We start from the raw sequence: 18,820 nt of genomic DNA on the forward strand, positions 1-18,820 counted from the left end.
GCAAAAGTGAACTGGGCGGCCCTTAGACTCCGGAAAAGCATCGGATTGGGCGCCTCGACGGCGCGGAGGAAAGGTGGTCCGTCGCGTGACGTTCACACCCAATCAGCCGGATCACCAACGCGCCTTCGGGTTTCAGAGGCCGACGACCCACGCGGTTCCCTCGCTCATGCCCGATCGTTTCGGACCTAGCCTCATCGGATCGCTGTGGGCGTGCGCCGGGATCGTCGCCGGAAGCCTCGGCCCGTGGACGTCGTCCTCCGCCCTCGACCACAGTGGTATCGACGAATGCGGAGTGATCACTCTCGCCCTCGCCCTGTGCGCGGTGACCGCGCTGATCGCCCTCATGGTTCGAGACGTCACCCCCGAGATGAAGAATCACTGCACGGGACCGCTGGTGGGAATCGCCGTCTTGATCGTTGCCGTCGGAAACGCCGCGTCCATTGTGCGGCGTAGCACCGAGGCTGCAGGGCACACCGCCGGACCGTCCATCGGGTGGGGACTGTGGGTGGTCATCGCGTCCGGCGTGATCCTGTGCATCACCTCGTCGACCGTCGCGCACATGATCAGGTTCCAGGCAGCAATGATCACAAGGTCTTGATCAACCCGCCGTCGATCACGAAATCCGCGCCCGTCACGTTCCCCGCGCGATCGCTGGCGAGGAACAACACCAGGTCCGCTACCTCTTCGGGAAAAGTGAATCGGCCCGTCTCGGCGCCGGCGGCGGCACTGTCGACGATATCGTCGGCGGCTGAACCATTCGCCTTCGCCAGCGTCGAGGCCACTCCGTGCTCGCCGAGCCACAACTCCGTCTGCACCGGACCAGGGCTGACGGTATTGACGCGAATCCCCTTCCCGCCGAGTTCCTTCGACAACGACTTCGAGAAGTTGGTCAACGCCGCTTTCGCGGCGCTGTAGTCGATCACCGTGGGGTCAGGCAAGAACGCGTTGACCGAACTGATCGTCACGATGCTCCCGCCACCTCGGCGGATCAACTGCGGCAGCGCAGCGCGAACTGTGCGTGCAGCCGACAAGAACGTCAGATTGAACGAGGAAACCCACTCTTCGTCTGTGATGGCCGCGAAGCCGCTCGTTCGCGGGGTGACGGCGCCGACGTTGTTGACCAGAATGTCGACGCCGCCCCTAGCTGCTGCAACCTCGAGTAGTCGGGTTGATCCTTCGGCACTCGCGAGATCGACGCCGACAAAGGTGACGGCGCCGCCGGACTGCAGCGATTCGAGTTCCGGCGAGAGAGACCGAGAACCGGCAACTACGTGAACACCCTCGGCTACCAGTGCGCGCGTGACGGCCAACCCGATGCCTTTTCCCGCGCCGGTGACCACGGCAGTTCTTCCGTTCAATTGCAGATCCACTGCGGTCCCCGTTCGGTCCTGCGCGCAGCGGTAGGTGTGCGTGCGACGGCTCTAGAGTCGCCGCACGCACACCTCGGTAAACCTGCAGAACCAGCCGCTGTTACACCTAGCCACTGTTACGAAGTGCGGTGGCCAGGCCGTTCATCGTCAGCTGGATCCCCCGACGCACCTGATCGCTCTCGTCGCCGGAACGGTACCGGCGGATCAGCTCGACCTGTAGATGGTTGAGAGGTTCGAGGTACGGGAACCGATTGTGGACCGAACGCTCGAGTCCCGAATTGTCGGCGAAGAGGTTCTCGTTGCCCGTGATCGCCTTGTACATGCGAATCGTGCGTTCGTGCTCGTCGGTGATCATTCCGAAGACTCGATCGCGTAGTTCGGCGTCGGGCACGAGGTCCGCGTAACGGGCCGCCAAACCGAGATCCGACTTCGACATCACCATGGCCATGTTCGAGAGCACGGTTCGGAAGAACGGCCACTTCTCGTACAGGGCCGTCAACGTGGCGAGCCGAGTGTCGTCCCCGTCGATCCATCGTTCGAACGCGGCGCCGGTGCCGTACCACCCCGGAAGCATCACGCGAGACTGACTCCACGAGAGCACCCAGGGAATGGCACGCAGGTCGGAGATCGCCTTCGTCTGCTTGCGAGAGGCCGGGCGAGAACCGATGTTGAGTGCCCCGATCTCGGCGACCGGTGTCGACGCTTCGAAGTACTGCACGAATCCTGGTGTGTCGTGCACCAATTCGCTGTACGCCGCACGAGCGAGGGCCGCCAACTCGTCCAACACCGCGTAGGCCGCATCGGCGTCGCTGCCAAGTCCTTCGACGTCGAGCAACGTCGACTCGATAGTCGCGGCGATGAGTGTTTCGAGGTTGCGATGCGCCAGGCGCGGTTCGGCGTACTTGGCCGCAATCACCTCACCCTGCTCGGTGATGCGCAGAGAACCGGCGACTGCACCGGGAGGCTGCGCGAGAATCGCTTCGTAGCTCGGTCCGCCGCCACGTCCCACGGTTCCGCCGCGGCCGTGGAAGAGCCTCAACCTGATTCCGCTCTTACGCGCGGCATCGACGAGGTCGAGTTCGGCACGGTACAGCGCCCAGTTGGCGGCGAGATACCCGCCGTCCTTGTTCGAGTCGGAGTACCCGAGCATCACTTCCTGACTGTCACCGCGAGATCGGACGATGGCGCGATAGATCGGGATGTCCAGAGTCGCCAGTAGCGTGTCGGCGCCGCCCTGCAGATCCTCGATCGTCTCGAACAGCGGGACGATGCCGATCGGGCAGGAGGGTTCGCTACCGACGCCCGGATCGAGCACCCCGACCTCTTTGAGCAGCACCGCAGCTTCGAGCATGTCACTGACCGAGGTACACATGCTGATGATGTAGTTGGGTACTGCGCCCGCTCCGAGAACCCGCACTGCCTTGGCTCCGGCCGCCATGATCGCCAGTTCCTTGGTGGTCAATTCACTGAACTCGGCGTCCGGCGAAGTCAGCGGTCGCCGCGTCGTCAACTCGGCCGACAGCAGTTCGACTCGATCGGCTTCCGGCAACGACGCGTAGTCCGGGTGAACTCCGGCCCACGCCAGAAGCTCTGCGACGACGCTTTCGTGGACCTCGGAGTTCTGCCGCATGTCCAGACCGGACAGGTGAAATCCGAACACCTCCACCGCTTCTCGGAGCCGATCGAGTCGATCGTCGGCGATGGTCTCGTCGCCGAAACGACGCAGCGAGGTGTCGATGATGCCGAGATCCCGCTGCAACTGTGCCGGATCGGTATACGCCTCGAGACCGTCATCGGAGCCGTGGGCGGGCAACTCCCCCAGCACGGACAGTGCAGTGGCGCTCAATCGCCCGCGGATACCGCGAATGGCGCGACGGTAGGGCTCATCGGCCCGGAAGGCGGAATCGTCGCCGGAGGTGGACGCCAGCAGATCCAGTTCGGGGGTGACGGACACCAAGCGCGCCGACATCGACAGTTCACGCTCGAGATGTTCGAGTTCCTCGAGATGGTGCTCGAGAGCAGTTGCCGCGGCGCGCGACGTGGCGCGCTGGACGATTTCGCCGGTCACGTACGGGTTGCCGTCGCGGTCACCGCCGATCCACGAACCCGGCCTCAGGATCGGTTGCGGCAGAAGTCCGGCGTCCGGCCAACGCGTGCGCAGAGCTTTGCGGACCTCCGCATTGATCTTCGGAATCACCTCGAACAACGCCGCGTCGTAGTAACGCAGGCCTACCTCGATTTCATCCTGAATACGGAGGCGGCTGAGCCGGATCAGAGCCGTCTGCCACAGGGTAAGGATCTGGCGGCGCAATTGCAGATCGACGTCAGCGGTTTCGGCGACGCTCAGCGCCGTGCGCTCGCGGTATCGCATCAACTCGGTGATCCGACTCTGCGTCTCGAACACCGTGCGGCGTCGAGTCTCCGTCGGGTGAGCGGTGATGACGGGCGAGACCAGGGCGCCCCGCAGTGCTTCTTCGACGGTGGCCGAGTCGATATCGGCTGCATCAAGTTTGGTGTACGTGGCCGCGAGAGTGCTGTCGCGGGGCGGTTCACCCGCGTTGACGTGGATGGCCCGTCGACGCTCGCGGTGGATGTCCTCGGCCAGGTTGGCGAGCAGTGCGAAGTGACTGAACGCCCGGATGACGGGAATGGCGTCGTCCGTACTGATTTCGGCGAACAGCGAAACCAGTTCGGCACGGTCGATCTCCGACCGACGGACACGAAACGACTCGACGCGGGCTCGCTCGACCAGATCGAACACATGGTCGCCGGCTTGCTCTCGCACTATTTGTCCGAGTATTCCGCCGAGAAGCCGGATGTCTTCGCGCAGCGGCTCGGTGGCCTCTCGCGGTGTTTCTCGATGCGACGCGGTTTCAGTCATCACACAATTATCGACCGAAACAAAGAACCCCGCTCGATAGGCGGGGTTCCGTGTCTGAAATTCGTGGGTGACGAACTACCGGCTGTAAGTCATGTGACGAGAATCAGGCGAACTTGATCTCCAGGCCGATGCCGACGATCGAGATGAGCCAGATCAACGCGGTGAAAACAGTCAAGCGGTCGAGGTTCTTCTCGACAACAGTCGATCCGGACAGGCTGGACTGGACACCGCCACCGAACAGACTCGACAAACCGCCGCCCTTACCGCGGTGCAGGAGCACCAAGGCGATGAGGAGCAAGCTGGTGACGACCAGCAGGATATCCAGGAACAGTTTCATGTCTGTCTACGTCCACCAATCCAATAGGGACAACTACAACCGATAACACCATACAGGCGCGCACAGATAACCTGACCACACACCCACCTTGCGCATGACTTTGCTCCCGGCCAGGCACAACTCTTGGTCAGTGGCATCGATCACACGGTCGAGATACCGATTCAGTAGTTTCTCAGTAGACGCGACTCTACCTCCGAAAGGCCCGCTCCATGCTCTCCGACGCAACCCTGCCTGACACTTCCTTGCCTGACACACCGCGTCTGGCTTCGATTCACAACTTCCGCGATGTGGCCGGCCCCGGATACGTGACGACCAGCGGACAGGCGATGAGCCGCGGCGTCTTCTACCGCGCCAACGTGCTCACGCCCTCGCCCGACGATCTTGCAATCGTGGAATCACTGGGGCTGACCGCCGTCTACGACGTGCGATCCGAAACCGAAGCGAGCGAAACTCCCGACATCGTGCCCGTGCCGGCGATGTACGCGCACATTCCCATCCTGTCCGGCAACATCCACGCCGAAGCGATGGCAATCCGAACAGCTGACGCTGCAACAGCTTTCATGCAGAACATCAATCGCAGCTTCGTCGTAGACCCCGTCACACGTAACGGATTCTCACAGTTGTTCGCCGCCTTGGCGACTACCGCAGGGCCGCAACTCTTCCACTGCACTGCAGGCAAGGACCGAACAGGCTGGGCGGCAGCGCTACTGCAGACACTCGCCGGAGTACCGCGAGAAACGATCATGGCGGACTACCTGCTCACGAATACGTACTCGGCCGGGTACATCGATGCGACGGTCGCGAAGATCGCCGACGCCACAGATACCGACAAGGGCGAGGTGATCCGGTTGCTGCTCTCCGTCGACGCACGTTACCTGGATGCCGCCTTCGAACAGGTGGAGCACCACTACGGGACCGTCGAGAACTATCTGACCTCAGGGTTGGAGCTTGCTCCGGAACTGATCACAACGTTGGAATCCAAACTCGTCAGCTGAATCCGGCAAATCAAAAACTGCGGGCGTGTGACCTACTCGGTCACACGCCCGCAGTTTGAGTCCTGCAGTTTCAGCTCACTGCCCGATCACATCACGGGAGTGGACCGCCTGCCGCGATCGCAGACAGTGTCGCGAACTCGTCAGCCTTGAGCGACGCGCCGCCGACAAGAGCGCCGTCGACGTCGGTCTGGCCGACGATCTCTCCGACGTTCTTGGAGCTGACGCTGCCGCCGTACAGAACGCGAACGCCGGCCGCGACCTCGGCGTCGGCAAGTTCGGCAACTGTTGCTCGTACCGCAGCGCACACTTCCTGTGCATCGGCGGCAGAAGCGACACGGCCGGTGCCGATGGCCCAGACAGGCTCGTACGCGATGACGATCTTGGAGATCTCCTCCGCGCTCAGGCCCGCCAACGAACCCTTGAGCTGGTCGACGTTGTAGGCGACGTGATCGCCTGCTTCGCGGATCTCGAGGCCTTCACCGATGCACACGATCGGTGTGAGGCCGTTCTTGAGAGCAGCCTTGGTCTTGGCGAGGACGGTCTCGTTGGTCTCACCGTGAAGGGTGCGACGCTCGGAGTGACCGACCACGACGAAGGTGCAACCGAGCTTGGCCAGCATGGAGCCGCTGATCTCGCCCGTGAACGCACCCGAGTCCTGAGCCGAGACATCCTGCGCGCCGTACGTGAGGAGGAGCTTGTCGCCCTCGATCAGCGTCTGGACGCTACGGATGTCGGTGAACGGCGGGATGACCGTGACATCCACTTTGTCGAAGTACTTCGCAGGCAAGGAGAATGCGATCTTCTGCACCAGGGCGATGGCCTCGAGGTGGTTCAGATTCATCTTCCAGTTGCCGGCGATCAACGGCTTACGTGCCATGTCGGATCAGCCTTCCAGTACTGCGATGCCGGGCAGCTCTTTGCCCTCGAGGTACTCGAGGGAAGCGCCACCACCGGTGGAAATGTGCGAGAAGCCCTCGTCCGGGATACCGAGCTGACGAACGGCTGCTGCGGAGTCGCCGCCGCCGACGACGCTGAAGGCGCCCTTCTCGGTTGCCTCCACGATTGCCTCGGCGACACCGCGGGTGCCTGCCTCGAACTTCGGGAACTCGAACACGCCCATCGGGCCGTTCCAGAACACCGTCTTGGCGCCGGTCAGGATCGCGGCAAAGCGCTTGACCGACTCCGGTCCGATGTCCAGACCCATCCAGCCGTCGGGAATCTTGTCGAACGGAACGATCTTCGACTCGGCATCGGCCGAGAAGGAGTCCGCGACAACGACATCCTGAGGAATGTGGATGACGTCGGCGTACCGGTCGAGGAGATCCTTGCAGGTCTCGATCATGGACTCTTCGCACAGCGAATTGCCCACCGAGACACCCTGAGCTGCGAGGAACGTGTAGAACATTCCGCCGCCGATCACCAGAGTGTCGACCTTCGGTGCCAGTGCCTCGATGACGGCCAGCTTGTCCGAGACCTTGGAGCCGCCGAGCACCACTGCGTACGGACGCGCTGCGTCCTGCGTGAGCTTGGCGAGCACCTCGACCTCGGCGCCGACCAGGTAGCCCGCGTAGTGCGGGAGCAGCTTCGCGACGTCGAAGACCGACGCCTGCTTACGGTGAACAACACCGAATCCGTCGGAGACGAATGCGCCGTCGTCACCGACCAGCTCGACGAGAGCTTTGGCGAGCTTGACCCGCTCGGCTTCGTCCTTGCTGGTCTCGCGAGGGTCGAAACGGATGTTCTCGAGCATCAGGACGTCACCATCGGTGAGTCCTTCGGAACGAGCCAGCGCGTCCTGTCCCACGACGTCACCGGCGAGTTGCACGTTGCGACCGAGGATTTCGGCCAACTTCGCGGCAACCGGTGCGAGGGAGAACTTGGGATCGGGCTGACCGTCTGGGCGCCCGAGGTGCGCGGTCACGATGACCTTCGCTCCACCCTCGGCAAGAGCCCGCAGGGTGGGAGCGGACGCGACGATGCGGCCCGGGTCCGTGATTTCTCCGCCATCCAACGGGACGTTGAGGTCGGAACGCACCAGTACGGTGCGCCCCTCGACCCCAGCGTCCAGCAGATCCTTCAGCGTCTGAACTGCCACTGTTATCGAAACTCCGCTCAGAGAGACTTGGCGACGAGGCCGATGAGGTCGGCGAGGCGGTTGGAGTAGCCCCACTCGTTGTCGTACCAGGAAACGATCTTGACCTGGTCGTCGATGACCTTCGTCAGACCCGAGTCGAAGATCGACGAGTGCGGGTCGGTGACGATGTCCGAAGAGACGATCGGTGCGTCGGTGTACTTGAGGATGCCCTTGAGGGGTCCTTCGGCAGCAGCCTTCATCGCGGCGTTGATCTCGTCGGCAGTGGCCGACTTCTTCAGGTTCGCGGTGAGGTCGGTGACCGAGCCCGTGGGGATCGGCACGCGCAGTGCGTAGCCGTCGAGCTTGCCGAGCAGCTGCGGGAGAACCAGGCCGATGGCCTTGGCTGCACCGGTGCCGGTGGGAACGATGTTGAGGGCGGCTGCGCGGGCGCGACGGAGGTCTGCGTGCGGTGCGTCCTGCAGGTTCTGATCCTGGGTGTACGCGTGGATCGTGGTCATCAGACCCTTGACGATGCCGAACTCGTCGTCGAGAACCTTGGCGATGGGGCCGAGGCAGTTGGTGGTGCACGACGCGTTGGAGATGATGTTCTGGCTGCCGTCGTACTTGTCGTCGTTGACGCCCATGACGATGGTGATGTCTTCACCCTTGGCCGGAGCCGAGATGATGACCTTCTTGGCGCCGGCTTCGAGGTGTCCCTTGGCCTTTGCGGCGTCGGTGAAGATACCGGTGGACTCGACGACGACGTCGACGCCCAGCTCGCCCCAGGGAAGTTCGTTCAACGGGCCGCGGTGTGCGAGGGCCTTGATGCGCTGATCGCCGACAACGATCGTGTCGTCACCGTCGAGCGACACGTCGTACGGCAAACGGCCGAGGATGGAGTCGTACTTCAGCAGGTGAGCGAGCGTCGCGTTGTCAGTCAGGTCGTTGACTGCCACGATCTCGATATCGGTGGTTCCGAGCGCCTTCTGCGCATCCACCGCCCTGAAGAAGTTACGTCCGATACGGCCGAAACCGTTTACGCCAACCCGGACAGTCACAATTCGCTCCTTTGACCATGATTCTGGTGTGCAACTTGACCCACGCATACTCCGAATCCGTGTGTGCACGACGCGGACGTGGGGTTCATCGGTCGATGTGACTCATACCCTAATGCGCGTGGCCCGAACGTGCGCAGCCCACCCTGACGGAGGGCAGGTCACCCCTCCTCGAGTAGCTCCACGTTCACTGCGGATTCGGTGTCGGGTATGCCCGTTTCTTTCGCCTTGCGATCAGCCATGGACAGCAGGCGACGGATACGTCCGGCGACGGCGTCCTTGGTCATCGGCGGGTCCGCCAACTGGCCGAGTTCTTCGAGGGACGCCTGTCGATGCTCGACGCGCAGTGCGCCCGCCGCCGCGAGGTGATCGGGCACGTCCTCGCCGAGGATCTCCAACGCACGCTCGACGCGTGCAGCGGCTGCGACGGCGGCGCGGGCCGAGCGTCGCAGGTTGGCGTCGTCGAAGTTGGCGAGGCGATTGGCAGTGGCGCGGACCTCGCGTCGCATCCGTCGCTCCTCCCACACCAGACGCGTGTCCTGTGCTCCCATTCGAGTCAGGAGATCGCCGATGGCCTCACCGTCACGGATCACCACACGATCCGTTCCGCGCACCTCACGTGCCTTCGCCGAAATCCCGAGACGCCGCGCAGCACCGACCAGAGCAAGTGCGGCTTCCGGGCCCGGGCAGCTCACTTCGAGCGCCGACGAACGGCCGGGTTCGGTCAGGGAACCATGGGCGAGGAACGCTCCGCGCCACGCTGCTTCGGCGTCGCCGACACTTCCGCCGACCACCTGCGCGGGCAAGCCGCGGACCGGGCGTCCGCGAAGATCGAGCAATCCCGTCTGGCGCGCGAGGGCCTCACCCTCCTTCGCCACGCGCACGATGTAGCGAGCGGACTTACGCAGCCCGCCCGCGCTGAGTACGTGAACGTCGGCGCTGTAGGTGAACAGGTCGAAGATCTCCCGGCGCAGACGTCGCGCCGTGGAGCCCAGATCCACCTCTGCCTCGACGACCACCCGGCCGCCGACGATGTGGAGTCCACCGGCAAAGCGCAGCAACGCGGAGACCTCTGCCTTGCGGCAGCTGACCTGAGTCACCACTAACCGGCTCAGTTCGTCCTTGACCTCCGCTGTCATTGCCACGAAGCGTTCTCCCTCTGTTCTTTCTCGGACTGCTGTTCTTGCAGGGACTGCTGTGTCGAATCCCCTACTGCCGCACCGCTCGACAGTTCAGCCAGTACATCGGCCAGTTTTGCCGGATCGTGTACATGCGCTGCGCCCGGTGAGGTGTCCGCGACATCCGCGTACCTGACTTCGGCTGAAAATTGATCCGCCGCACGCTGCAGATGTTCACGTTCACGCCCGGCCGGTACCGACGCCGAGTCGACCACCACGTAGTCGACCCGGAAATCGGGCACGTGTTGGGAGAGTACGTGCAGGTGACGCTCTGCGGAGAATCCGGCGGTCTCCCCCGGCTCGGGGGCGAGATTGAGCACCAGCACCTTTCGAGCCTTCGTCGACGACAGTGATTCGACGAGTTCGGGTACCAGGACGTGCGGGATCACGCTCGAGAACCACGATCCCGGACCGAGCACCACGAGATCGGCACGATCGATCGCAGTTACTGCGTCGGGGCACGCGGGCGGATTGGACGGGAGCAGTCTCACACGCCGCACCTTGCCCGGCGTGGTCGCGACGGCGACCTGTCCACGAATGCAGCGGCTGACGCGGGGGTCCTCTTCGAGTCCTTGAACGTCGGCTTCGATCTCGAGCGCGATCGGCGACATCGGCAGCACACGGCCACGGATTCGCAGCAGCCGCGCCATCTCGTCGAGCGCGACGACCGGATCACCGAGCACCTCGGTGAGGCCGGCCAGGATGAGATTGCCCACCGAATGCCCGGCAAGTGCGCCGACACCGCCAAAGCGATGCTGGATGGTCCGCGTCCAGTCGACGATCTCGGGTTCGTCCGACGCGAGGGCCGCGAGCGCCATCCGGAGGTCACCGGGCGGGATGACGCCGAGTTCGGCGCGCAGCCGACCCGAGGAACCACCGTCGTCAGCGACGGTGACCACTGCGGTGACGTCGACCGTCAGGCGTCTGACGGCCTGGAGGGTGGCGAACAATCCGTGGCCGCCGCCGAGCGCGACAATCGCCGGATCGGAAGACGTGCGCTGTGTAGGTTCACTCATTCGCGCCCCAGATCCCGGTGCACGATGCTGACGGAGATGTCTTCCTCGGAACCCAAACGCCTCGCGAGAGCTTCCGACATGGCCACGCTTCGGTGCTTACCGCCGGTGCACCCGACTGCAATTGTCATGTAGCGCTTTCCTTCTCGTCGATATCCGGCGATGGTCAAATCCACCAGATGCCGGTAGGTGTCGAGATAGTCTTCCGCACCCTCGCGGGACAACACGTAATCACGGACGTCGGCATCCTGACCGGTGTGCGGACGAAGTTCGGGGATCCAGTGGGGATTGGGCAGGAAGCGAACGTCACAGACGAGATCGGCGTCCATCGGCAGGCCGTACTTGAAGCCGAACGACTGGACCGTCACCTTCATCGTGCGGTTGGCGTCGTTTCCGAATGCGGTTTCGATCTTCTGACGCAGCTGATGCGCCTTCAACGCCGACGTGTCGATGACCAGATCTGCGGCTGCCTTCACCACAGCCAGCTGGCGACGCTCGGCTGCGATGCCTTCGGACAACGTGCCGTCGATGCCGTCGTTCTGCAAGGGATGGCTGCGGCGTACCTGTTCGAACCGTCGGATCAACACGTCGTCCGACGCTTCGAGGTAGAGCACCCGGGTGTGGATCGGTTCCGCTTCGAGTTCGGTGAGCACCCAACCGAGGTCGCCGGTGAAGAGTCGACTCCGCACGTCGATCACGACGGCAAGACGATCGACCGGCGGATCGGAGGTCAAGCTCAGACCGACCATTCGGGATATGAGCTCAGGTGGCAAATTGTCCGCGACATACCAGCCGAGGTCCTCGAGCACCTTGGCAGCGGTACTCAAACCTGCTCCGGACAATCCCGTCACCAGCAGGAAATCCATCGTTCGACTGTCTTTGGCGCTGTCGGTAGTCACTGTGCACTCGGCCCCGTCGTCGGCATGGACAATTCTCGCGACTCGGAGCCCTCGTCACCGCTACCGGATTCGGCGCTGGGCGCGTCAGCAGACGTAACAGACGATTCGGATTCCTTGTCCAGCTCATCATCCCCTACCGGCGCGGGCAGCGCGCGAGCTTCAGCCCCCGTATCGGCTGCGGCCGAATCCGTTCCGAGTGCGGCCAGAACCGCTGTGGCGGTGGTCTCACCGATACCAGGGACCTGCATGATCTCCTCGACCGTTGCCGTTTTCAGCTTTGCCACGGAACCGAAGTGCGCCACCAGAGCGGTACGACGAGTTTCACCGAGCCCCTTGACCGAGTCCAGCGCCGAAGCCGTCATCCGCCTCGAGCGTTTGCTGCGATGGAACGTGATCGCGAATCGGTGAGCTTCGTCTCGGATGCGTTGCAGTAGGTACAACGACTCGCTCGTTCGGGGAAGGATCACCGGATCTTCTTCCCCCGGTACCCATACCTCTTCGAGTCGCTTGGCCAATCCGACTACCGCGACGTCGGTGACCCCCAGCTCGTCGAGGACCGCCGCTGCCGCCGTGACCTGAGGGGCGCCGCCGTCCACGACGAACAGATTGGGTGGATAGGCGAACCGCCGAGGCCTGCCCGTCGCCGGGTCGATCGCCGCTTCGGGAGCGAGATCCCCACCGTCCGCGTCCATGGTCGACGCTGACGCGGCGAGAACGCCCAGGTCGCGGTTGTGTCGCAGGAACCGCCTGCGGGTGATCTCGGCGATACTCGCCACGTCGTCGGAGTGACCGTCGCCGGCTGCTTCCTTGATCGCGTAATGCCGGTAGTCCGACTTACGCGGGAGCCCGTCCTCGAACACGACCAGTGACGCCACGACGTCGGTTCCTTGGACGTGACTGATGTCGATGCACTCGATTCGTAGTGGAGCCGAGTCCAGGTCCAGTGCTTCCTGGATGCCCTGCAGCGCCGCGGAGCGTGAAGTGAAATCGCCGGCGCGCTTGAGCTTGTGCTGCGCCAGAGCTTCTTTCGCGTTTCTCTGGACCGTTTCGGCGAGGTCTTTCTTGTCTCCGCGTTGCGGAACCCGCAGTTGCACTTGTGATCCCCGAAGCTTGCTCAGCCACGCCTGGATCTCGGTCGCGTTTGCCGGTAGGACCGGCACGAGAACTTCCTTGGGAACGGCGCTGATCCCGGCCTCGGAGCCCGCTCCCGGGTCGAGTGCCGCCTGCTCACCGTAGAACTGGGTGAGGAACTGTTCGACCAGGATCGGCAGGTCGGACTCGGCGTCGAGTGCGGCCCAGTCGATGGCGTCACCTGCCTTCTCCACGACCCATCCACGCTGACCCCGCACGCGTCCGCCGCGCACGTGGAACACCTGAACGGCGGCCTCGAGATCATCGGCGGCAAAGGCGACGAGATCAGCGTCGGTGCCGTCACCGAGTACGACTGCCTGCTTCTCGAGCGCCTTGCGCAAGGCTCCGATGTCGTCACGCAGACGGGCTGCGGTCTCGAAGTCGAGATCCTCGGAAGCCTGCTGCATGCGCTTCTCGAGATCTTTGACCAGCTTGTCGGTGCGGCCGGCGAGGAAGTCGCAGAAATCTTCGACGATCTGTCGATGCTCCTCGGCGCTGACTCGCCCGACGCAGGGCGCCGAGCACTTGTCGATGTAGCCGAGCAGACACGGACGACCGATCTGGTTGTGCCGTTTGAAGACTCCGGACGAGCACGTTCGCGCGGGAAATACTCGCAGCAGCAGATCGAGGGTTTCGCGGATGGCCCACGCATGAGAGTAGGGACCGAAGTAGCGGACACCTTTGCGCCGCGGACCGCGGTAGACGAACAGCCTCGGGAACTCTTCGTTGAGCGTCACGGCGAGAACCGGATACGTCTTGTCGTCGCGGTACCGCACGTTGAAACGCGGATCGAATTCCTTGATCCAGTTGTACTCGAGCTGAAGCGCTTCGACTTCGGTACTGACGACGGTCCACTCGACGCTGCCGGCGGTTGTCACCATCTGCCGTGTCCGGGGATGAAGTGTCGTGACGTCCGCGAAGTACGAGTTCAAACGCGAACGGAGGCTTTTCGCCTTTCCGACGTAGATGACCCGGCCATGCGGATCGCGAAATTTGTAGACGCCCGGCGCAGCCGGAATGGTTCCGGTAGCGGGGCGGTAAGTCGAGGGATCCGGCACGGTTTCAGGTTAGTCGCCGCCACCGACCGACTCGGAAACGCGCAGGATGCGGGCACCGAACCGGTCGGAAGACGTCAGTTGCTCTTGTGCGCGACCGGTGCGTAGCGGTCGGCCAGTTCGCGGAACTTACCGACCGTGTCGACGGCGTACTCGCGGTCGTTGGACTGGATCGCCATCACGGCCATGTACTCGTCGTCGGGCAATTCGATGCGTGCCCAGGCGGCACCGTCGGGGAACGAGAGTCCCTCGAACAGATCCCAGTCGACGATCTTCTCGCCCAGGATGTTTCGGACGGCGATTCCCTGCTTGCCCACCTTGACCCGGGGGCGCGTCAACATCAGCACACCGAGAGCCAGAATGGTGCCGATGCCTGCCATCGCAAGTTGGTCCGCGGCACGGAAGTACACGCCGGTGGACCCCTGACGGAGCAGGAGTGCCAGTGTGACGTGAACGATCACCAGAAGTACCGCAACTCCGATCGCGTACCGCGTGGACTTACGCGGTGACGCAATCAGTTCCCAGTTCTCGTTGTCGCCGGGTGTACTCATCGAAACGAATCCTCGGTCCATGGTGCTCGGAGATGGCGCAGGGTCACTGCGGTGTCCAGCGCGGCGGCGCAGGCCTGTGCGCCCTTGTCCTCGACGCTACCCGGCAGCCCTGACCGGTCAAGAGCCTGCTGCTCGGTGTCGGTCGTCAGGACACCGTTCCCCACGGGAGTGCTTTCGTCGAGCGAGACGCGTGTGAGACCGGCGGTGACCGCGTCGCACACGTACTCGAAGTGCGGCGTGCCGCCGCGGATGACGACGCCCAGAGCAACGACGGCGTCGTGAGTGCGAGCCAATGCCTGCGCGACGACCGGCAGTTCGATCGCACCGGCGACACGGACCAGCGTCACGTCCTTGATCTGTGCCTCCTGCGCGACGCGCTGCGCGCCGGCGATCAGGGCCTCGGAGATCGTCGCGTGCCACTGCCCGGCAACGATCGCCAGCTTCAGATCCTTCGCTTCGGCGATCGCGAGCTGCGGCTGACCTTCGCCGCTCACAGTGCGGTTCCCGGCTGTGCGGTGTTCTGGTTCGCCTCGTACTCGTCGAGTCCGATCAGATCGTGCCCCATCCGGTCGCGCTTGGTGCGCAGGTAGGTGAGGTTTTCGGCGTTCGCGCGCAGCGGCATCGGAACGCGATCGGTGATCTGCAGGCCGTAGCCGTCCAGACCCACACGCTTGGCCGGGTTGTTGGTCAGCAGACGCATCGACGAGATTCCCAGATCGACGAGGATCTGCGCACCGATGCCGTAGTCACGGGCGTCGGCAGGAAGTCCGAGTTCGAGATTTGCGTCGACGGTGTCCGAACCGGCGTCCTGGAGCTGGTAGGCCTGCAGCTTGTGCATGAGACCGATGCCACGACCCTCGTGTCCGCGCATGTACAGGACAACGCCGCGGCCTTCCTGGGCGACCATGTCCAGTGCGGCGTCGAGCTGCGGGCCGCAATCGCACCGCAGCGAACCGAAGACGTCGCCGGTGAGGCACTCGGAGTGAACGCGGACGAGTACGTCACTACCGTCGCCGTCGGGGCCTGCGATGTCGCCGCGCACCAGCGCAACGTGCTCGACCTCGTCGTAGATGCTCGTGTAGCCGACAGCAGTGAACTCACCGTGGCGGGTGGGGATGCGGGCCTCGGCGATGCGCAGCACGTGCTTCTCGTGCTTGCGACGCCACGCGATGAGGTCGGCGATCGAGATGAGAGCAAGGTTGTGTTCGTCGGCGAAGACTCGCAGCTCGTCGGTCTGAGCCATCGCGCCTTCGTCCTTCTGGCTGACGATTTCGCAGATGACGCCGGCGGGACGCAGGTCCGCCATGCGGGCGAGGTCGACTGCAGCTTCCGTGTGGCCAGGACGACGCAGTACTCCGCCTTCCTTCGCGCGGAGCGGAACGACGTGGCCGGGACGAGTGAAATCGTTGGCACCGGATTCGGGGTTGGCGAGCAGACGCATCGTCGCAGCGCGGTCCGACGCCGAGATACCGGTACCGATTCCTTCACGGGCGTCGACGGTCACCGTGTACGCGGTGCCGTGCTTGTCCTGGTTGGTGGCGTACATCGGGGGCAGGCCCAACCGATCGCAATCGTCACCGTCGAGCGGCACGCACAGGTAGCCAGAGGTGTAGCGAACCATGAACGCCACCAGTTCCGGGGTGGCCTTCTCGGCGGCGAAGATGAGATCGCCTTCGTTCTCACGATCCTCGTCGTCCACGACGACAACAGCTTTACCTGCAGCGATATCTGCTACTGCGCGCTCGATACTGTCGAACCTGGTCACGTGCTCGCACTCCAAAGTCTTGACTATTCACATCATCGAATACAACGAGTGCACCCGACGGATGCACTGACAACCCTACGACCAATCGGACGGGTCCGATCAGCCTGGTCCTACCGACCGGCAGAGTGAAGCCGCTCGACGTACTTCGCGATCACGTCCACCTCGAGGTTGACCGGAGTACCGACCACAGCGGTACCAAGTGTCGTCAACTCGAGCGTTGTCGGGATCAGCGAGATCTCGAAGTACTCGAACCCGCGGTCGCCGCCCAGCGCGGAGACCGTGAGCGAGACTCCGTCGACGGTGATCGAACCCTTCTCCACGACATAACGGGAAATGGACTCCGGCAGTGCGATCCGCACTACCTCCCAGTTCTCGGACGGCGAGCGGGAGATGACATGGCCTGTTCCGTCGACGTGCCCTTGAACCAGGTGGCCGCCGAGTCGGCTGTTCAGCGCCGCGGCACGCTCGAGGTTGACGCGAGAGCCGACATCCAACTTCGCCAGGCTCGAGCGATTCAACGTTTCCTGCATGACGTCTGCGGTGAACGAACCGTCGGCAAGCACGTCGACCACCGTCAGGCACACACCGTTCACCGCGATCGAATCACCGTGACCGGCGTCGGAGGTGACCAGTGGCCCGCGCACCGTGAAGCGTGCAGCATCGACCAGTTCTTCCTTGGCGACGATTTCGCCGAGTTCTTCCACAATTCCTGTGAACACGCGCCCTACTCCTCGTTCCCCGGAGCAGAACTCTCCGGAACCAGACTCAACAAAATATCGGGACCGATCGTTACCGCGGACTCCAAACGGAATCGGTGGGCGTCGGTGATGGTGTGCACTCCGGCGTCGACGAGTGCGGAAGCGCCCGCGCCGAGCAGTATCGGAGCGATGTACGCCTCGATCACGTCGACATATCCGGCGGCGAGGAATGCTCCGGCCAGGCGGGGCCCACCCTCGAGAAGTACGTCCGTGTACTCCCCCAACGCCTCGACCACTTCGGCGATGTTGTCGGTGTTGAGCACCAGAGTCGGCGCGGTGTCGTCGAGAATGCTTGCAGTCGAAGGTATTTCACGCTTACCGACGACGACGCGCACGGGCTGGTGCGCCGCGAGCTCGCCCGTGGGCTGACGCGCCGTCAGCCACGGATCGTCGGCGAACACGGTGCCGGTGCCGACCACGATCGCGTCGATCTGCGCCCGCTGCGCATGTACGCGCGCTCTCGCCTGCGGACCGGTGATCCACTGACTCGTTCCGTCCTCGGCGGCGCTGCGTCCGTCCAGACTGGCCGCGTACTTCCACGTGATGTGCGGGCGACCGGTGCGCTGCTTGTGCAGCCAGGCTCGCAGTGGACCTGCCTCCACCTCGGGTGCTCGCAGTCCGGCCGTGACGCTGATTCCGGCTCGCATGAGCGTCGCTGCACCCCCGGAGGCTTCCGGATTGGGATCACCGACGGCGTAGACAACCGCCGAAACTCCGGCGTCGATCAATGCCTGCGAGCAGGGGCCGGTTCGTCCCTGGTGATTGCACGGTTCCAGTGTCACCACTGCCGTTCCGCCACGTGCCGCATCGCCGGCCTCGTCGAGAGCCACGACCTCCGCGTGCGGTCCACCGGGAGGTTGCGTCATTCCGACGCCCGCAATGGTGCCGTCGGCGGCGAGGATGACCGCGCCGACCGGCGGGTTGGGGCTGGTGAATCCGCGCGCGGAATCAGCTGCAGCAAGCGCAATCTGCATCGCGGCGTCGAGATCAGCCGTCGACGCCTGTCCACCCTTTGCCATCGAGCGGCTCAGACCGACAGCGTCAGGTGCGGCGACGCCGAGGCGGCCTGCGCGCGGAGCTTGCGCACGGCCTCACCGGGATCACTCGCTCCGTACACCGCCGAACCGGCGACGAAGCAGTCGATCCCTGCTTCGGCGGCCTGCTCGATCGTGGAAGCGTTGATGCCGCCGTCGATTTCGACGAGGAGCGTCAGCTCACCCGAATCGACGAGCTTGCGAACTGCACGTGCCTTGTCGAGCACCTGCGGCATGAAGGACTGACCACCGAATCCGGGTTCGACGCTCATGATCAGGAGTGTGTCGAAGTCCTTGAGGATTTCGAGGTAGTCGTCGATCGGGGTTCCGGGCTTGATGCTCAGCCCCGCCTTGGCACCGGCCGCACGAATATCGCGGGCAACCGAACGCGGGTCGTCGGTGGCCTCGGCGTGGAACGTGACGTTGTACGCGCCGGCCTCGGCGTACGGCGGCGCCCAACGCTCCGGGTTCTCGATCATGAGGTGGCAGTCGAGCGGAATGTCCGTCGCCTTCAGCAGACTCTCGACCACCGGCAGACCCAGCGTGAGATTGGGAACGAAATGCGCGTCCATCACGTCGACGTGAAGCCAGTCGGAGCCGGACACGGCAGTCGCTTCATCGGCGAGTCGAGCGAAATCTGCGGACAGAATGGACGGTGCAATCATCGGGGAAGCCACGACGCCGAGTTTAGCTGTGTCTCATCGCCGACCGCGCATGCACCACG

Annotated in this window: 18 protein-coding genes; 2 read left to right on the plus strand and 16 right to left on the minus strand. The window is 63.9% G+C overall.

The genetic code is table 11. The annotated features are described in order from the left end of the window. Nucleotides 1-85: 85 nt before the first annotated feature. Nucleotides 86-598 carry a hypothetical protein gene (locus G8767_RS11440; protein ID WP_240952157.1) on the plus strand — a complete coding sequence of 171 codons (513 nt, stop codon included), beginning with the start codon at nt 86-88 and terminating at the stop codon, nt 596-598. On the opposite strand, the gene G8767_RS11445 is transcribed toward G8767_RS11440, so the two are convergent. From G8767_RS11445 to secG, 3 genes are all read right to left on the minus strand, one after another. Then, nucleotides 585-1,370 carry an oxidoreductase gene (locus G8767_RS11445; protein WP_166810214.1) on the minus strand — a complete coding sequence of 262 codons (786 nt, stop codon included), beginning with the start codon at nt 1,368-1,370 and terminating at the stop codon, nt 585-587. The two genes, G8767_RS11440 and G8767_RS11445, sit on opposite strands and share 14 nt — an antisense overlap. 106 nt (nt 1,371-1,476) lie before the next feature. Continuing rightward, entirely contained in the window at nt 1,477-4,251 is a 2,775-nt protein-coding gene (gene ppc / locus G8767_RS11450; protein ID WP_166810215.1) for a phosphoenolpyruvate carboxylase, read from the minus strand. 103 nt (nt 4,252-4,354) lie between these two features. After that, a complete protein-coding gene (gene secG / locus G8767_RS11455; protein ID WP_095970190.1) occupies nt 4,355-4,588 on the minus strand; it encodes a preprotein translocase subunit SecG in 234 nt (77 codons plus the stop codon). A 209-nt stretch (nt 4,589-4,797) separates the two neighbouring features. Between secG and G8767_RS11460 the strand changes: the two genes are divergently transcribed. Further along, nucleotides 4,798-5,583, plus strand: a complete 786-nt coding sequence (locus G8767_RS11460; RefSeq protein WP_124568628.1) for a tyrosine-protein phosphatase — start codon at nt 4,798-4,800, stop codon at nt 5,581-5,583. A gap of 91 nt (nt 5,584-5,674) precedes the next feature. On the opposite strand, the gene tpiA is transcribed toward G8767_RS11460, so the two are convergent. From tpiA to rpe, 13 genes are all read right to left on the minus strand, one after another. Next, nucleotides 5,675-6,460, minus strand: coding sequence for a triose-phosphate isomerase (tpiA, locus tag G8767_RS11465; RefSeq protein ID WP_019748390.1), 786 nt, complete (start codon nt 6,458-6,460; stop codon nt 5,675-5,677). Between the two features lie 6 nt (nt 6,461-6,466). Then, nucleotides 6,467-7,678, minus strand: coding sequence for a phosphoglycerate kinase (locus G8767_RS11470; RefSeq protein WP_003944901.1), 1,212 nt, complete (start codon nt 7,676-7,678; stop codon nt 6,467-6,469). Between the two features lie 17 nt (nt 7,679-7,695). Further along, complete coding sequence (gene gap, locus G8767_RS11475; RefSeq protein WP_003944851.1) at nt 7,696-8,715, minus strand: type I glyceraldehyde-3-phosphate dehydrogenase; 1,020 nt, start codon at nt 8,713-8,715, stop codon at nt 7,696-7,698. 158 nt (nt 8,716-8,873) lie between these two features. Continuing rightward, a complete protein-coding gene (gene whiA / locus G8767_RS11480; RefSeq protein ID WP_021344225.1) occupies nt 8,874-9,851 on the minus strand; it encodes a DNA-binding protein WhiA in 978 nt (325 codons plus the stop codon). Further along, nucleotides 9,848-10,906 carry a uridine diphosphate-N-acetylglucosamine-binding protein YvcK gene (yvcK, locus tag G8767_RS11485; RefSeq protein ID WP_095970192.1) on the minus strand — a complete coding sequence of 353 codons (1,059 nt, stop codon included), beginning with the start codon at nt 10,904-10,906 and terminating at the stop codon, nt 9,848-9,850. Before yvcK ends, whiA begins: the two co-directional genes overlap by 4 nt. Next, nucleotides 10,903-11,802: an RNase adapter RapZ gene (gene rapZ, locus G8767_RS11490; protein ID WP_172436543.1), complete on the minus strand. Its 900-nt coding sequence runs from the start codon at nt 11,800-11,802 to the stop codon at nt 10,903-10,905. The genes yvcK and rapZ overlap by 4 nt, the downstream gene beginning before the upstream one ends. Continuing rightward, entirely contained in the window at nt 11,799-13,991 is a 2,193-nt protein-coding gene (gene uvrC / locus G8767_RS11495; RefSeq protein WP_095970194.1) for an excinuclease ABC subunit UvrC, read from the minus strand. The genes rapZ and uvrC overlap by 4 nt, the downstream gene beginning before the upstream one ends. A 74-nt stretch (nt 13,992-14,065) precedes the next feature. Further along, on the minus strand, nt 14,066-14,539 hold the full coding sequence (locus G8767_RS11500) for a PH domain-containing protein (protein WP_007727982.1): 474 nt from the start codon (nt 14,537-14,539) through the stop codon (nt 14,066-14,068). Then, nucleotides 14,536-15,033 carry a 6,7-dimethyl-8-ribityllumazine synthase gene (gene ribH / locus G8767_RS11505; RefSeq protein WP_003944999.1) on the minus strand — a complete coding sequence of 166 codons (498 nt, stop codon included), beginning with the start codon at nt 15,031-15,033 and terminating at the stop codon, nt 14,536-14,538. The genes G8767_RS11500 and ribH overlap by 4 nt, the downstream gene beginning before the upstream one ends. Beyond that, a complete protein-coding gene (locus tag G8767_RS11510; protein WP_003944833.1) occupies nt 15,030-16,304 on the minus strand; it encodes a bifunctional 3,4-dihydroxy-2-butanone-4-phosphate synthase/GTP cyclohydrolase II in 1,275 nt (424 codons plus the stop codon). Before G8767_RS11510 ends, ribH begins: the two co-directional genes overlap by 4 nt. 110 nt (nt 16,305-16,414) lie before the next feature. Next, on the minus strand, nt 16,415-17,023 hold the full coding sequence (locus G8767_RS11515) for a riboflavin synthase (protein ID WP_166810216.1): 609 nt from the start codon (nt 17,021-17,023) through the stop codon (nt 16,415-16,417). A gap of 5 nt (nt 17,024-17,028) precedes the next feature. Beyond that, nucleotides 17,029-18,081: a bifunctional diaminohydroxyphosphoribosylaminopyrimidine deaminase/5-amino-6-(5-phosphoribosylamino)uracil reductase RibD gene (gene ribD, locus G8767_RS11520; protein WP_095970195.1), complete on the minus strand. Its 1,053-nt coding sequence runs from the start codon at nt 18,079-18,081 to the stop codon at nt 17,029-17,031. An 8-nt stretch (nt 18,082-18,089) separates the two neighbouring features. Then, on the minus strand, nt 18,090-18,773 hold the full coding sequence (gene rpe / locus G8767_RS11525) for a ribulose-phosphate 3-epimerase (RefSeq protein WP_019748384.1): 684 nt from the start codon (nt 18,771-18,773) through the stop codon (nt 18,090-18,092). Nucleotides 18,774-18,820 lie beyond the last annotated feature (47 nt).

The organism is Rhodococcus sp. IC4_135 (genome assembly GCF_011602025.1).
GTDB lineage: Bacteria > Actinomycetota > Actinomycetes > Mycobacteriales > Mycobacteriaceae > Rhodococcus_F > Rhodococcus_F baikonurensis.

Coding starts and splice junctions, on each gene's coding strand:
- ppc (WP_166810215.1), bottom strand. CDS start 4,251: ATGACTGAAACCGCGTCGCATCGAGAAACACCGCGAGAGGCCACCGAG.
- ribD (WP_095970195.1), bottom strand. CDS start 18,081: ATGGCAAAGGGTGGACAGGCGTCGACGGCTGATCTCGACGCCGCGATG.
- yvcK (WP_095970192.1), bottom strand. CDS start 10,906: ATGAGTGAACCTACACAGCGCACGTCTTCCGATCCGGCGATTGTCGCG.
- tpiA (WP_019748390.1), bottom strand. CDS start 6,460: ATGGCACGTAAGCCGTTGATCGCCGGCAACTGGAAGATGAATCTGAAC.
- whiA (WP_021344225.1), bottom strand. CDS start 9,851: ATGACAGCGGAGGTCAAGGACGAACTGAGCCGGTTAGTGGTGACTCAG.
- G8767_RS11500 (WP_007727982.1), bottom strand. CDS start 14,539: ATGAGTACACCCGGCGACAACGAGAACTGGGAACTGATTGCGTCACCG.
- G8767_RS11460 (WP_124568628.1), top strand. CDS start 4,798: ATGCTCTCCGACGCAACCCTGCCTGACACTTCCTTGCCTGACACACCG.
- secG (WP_095970190.1), bottom strand. CDS start 4,588: ATGAAACTGTTCCTGGATATCCTGCTGGTCGTCACCAGCTTGCTCCTC.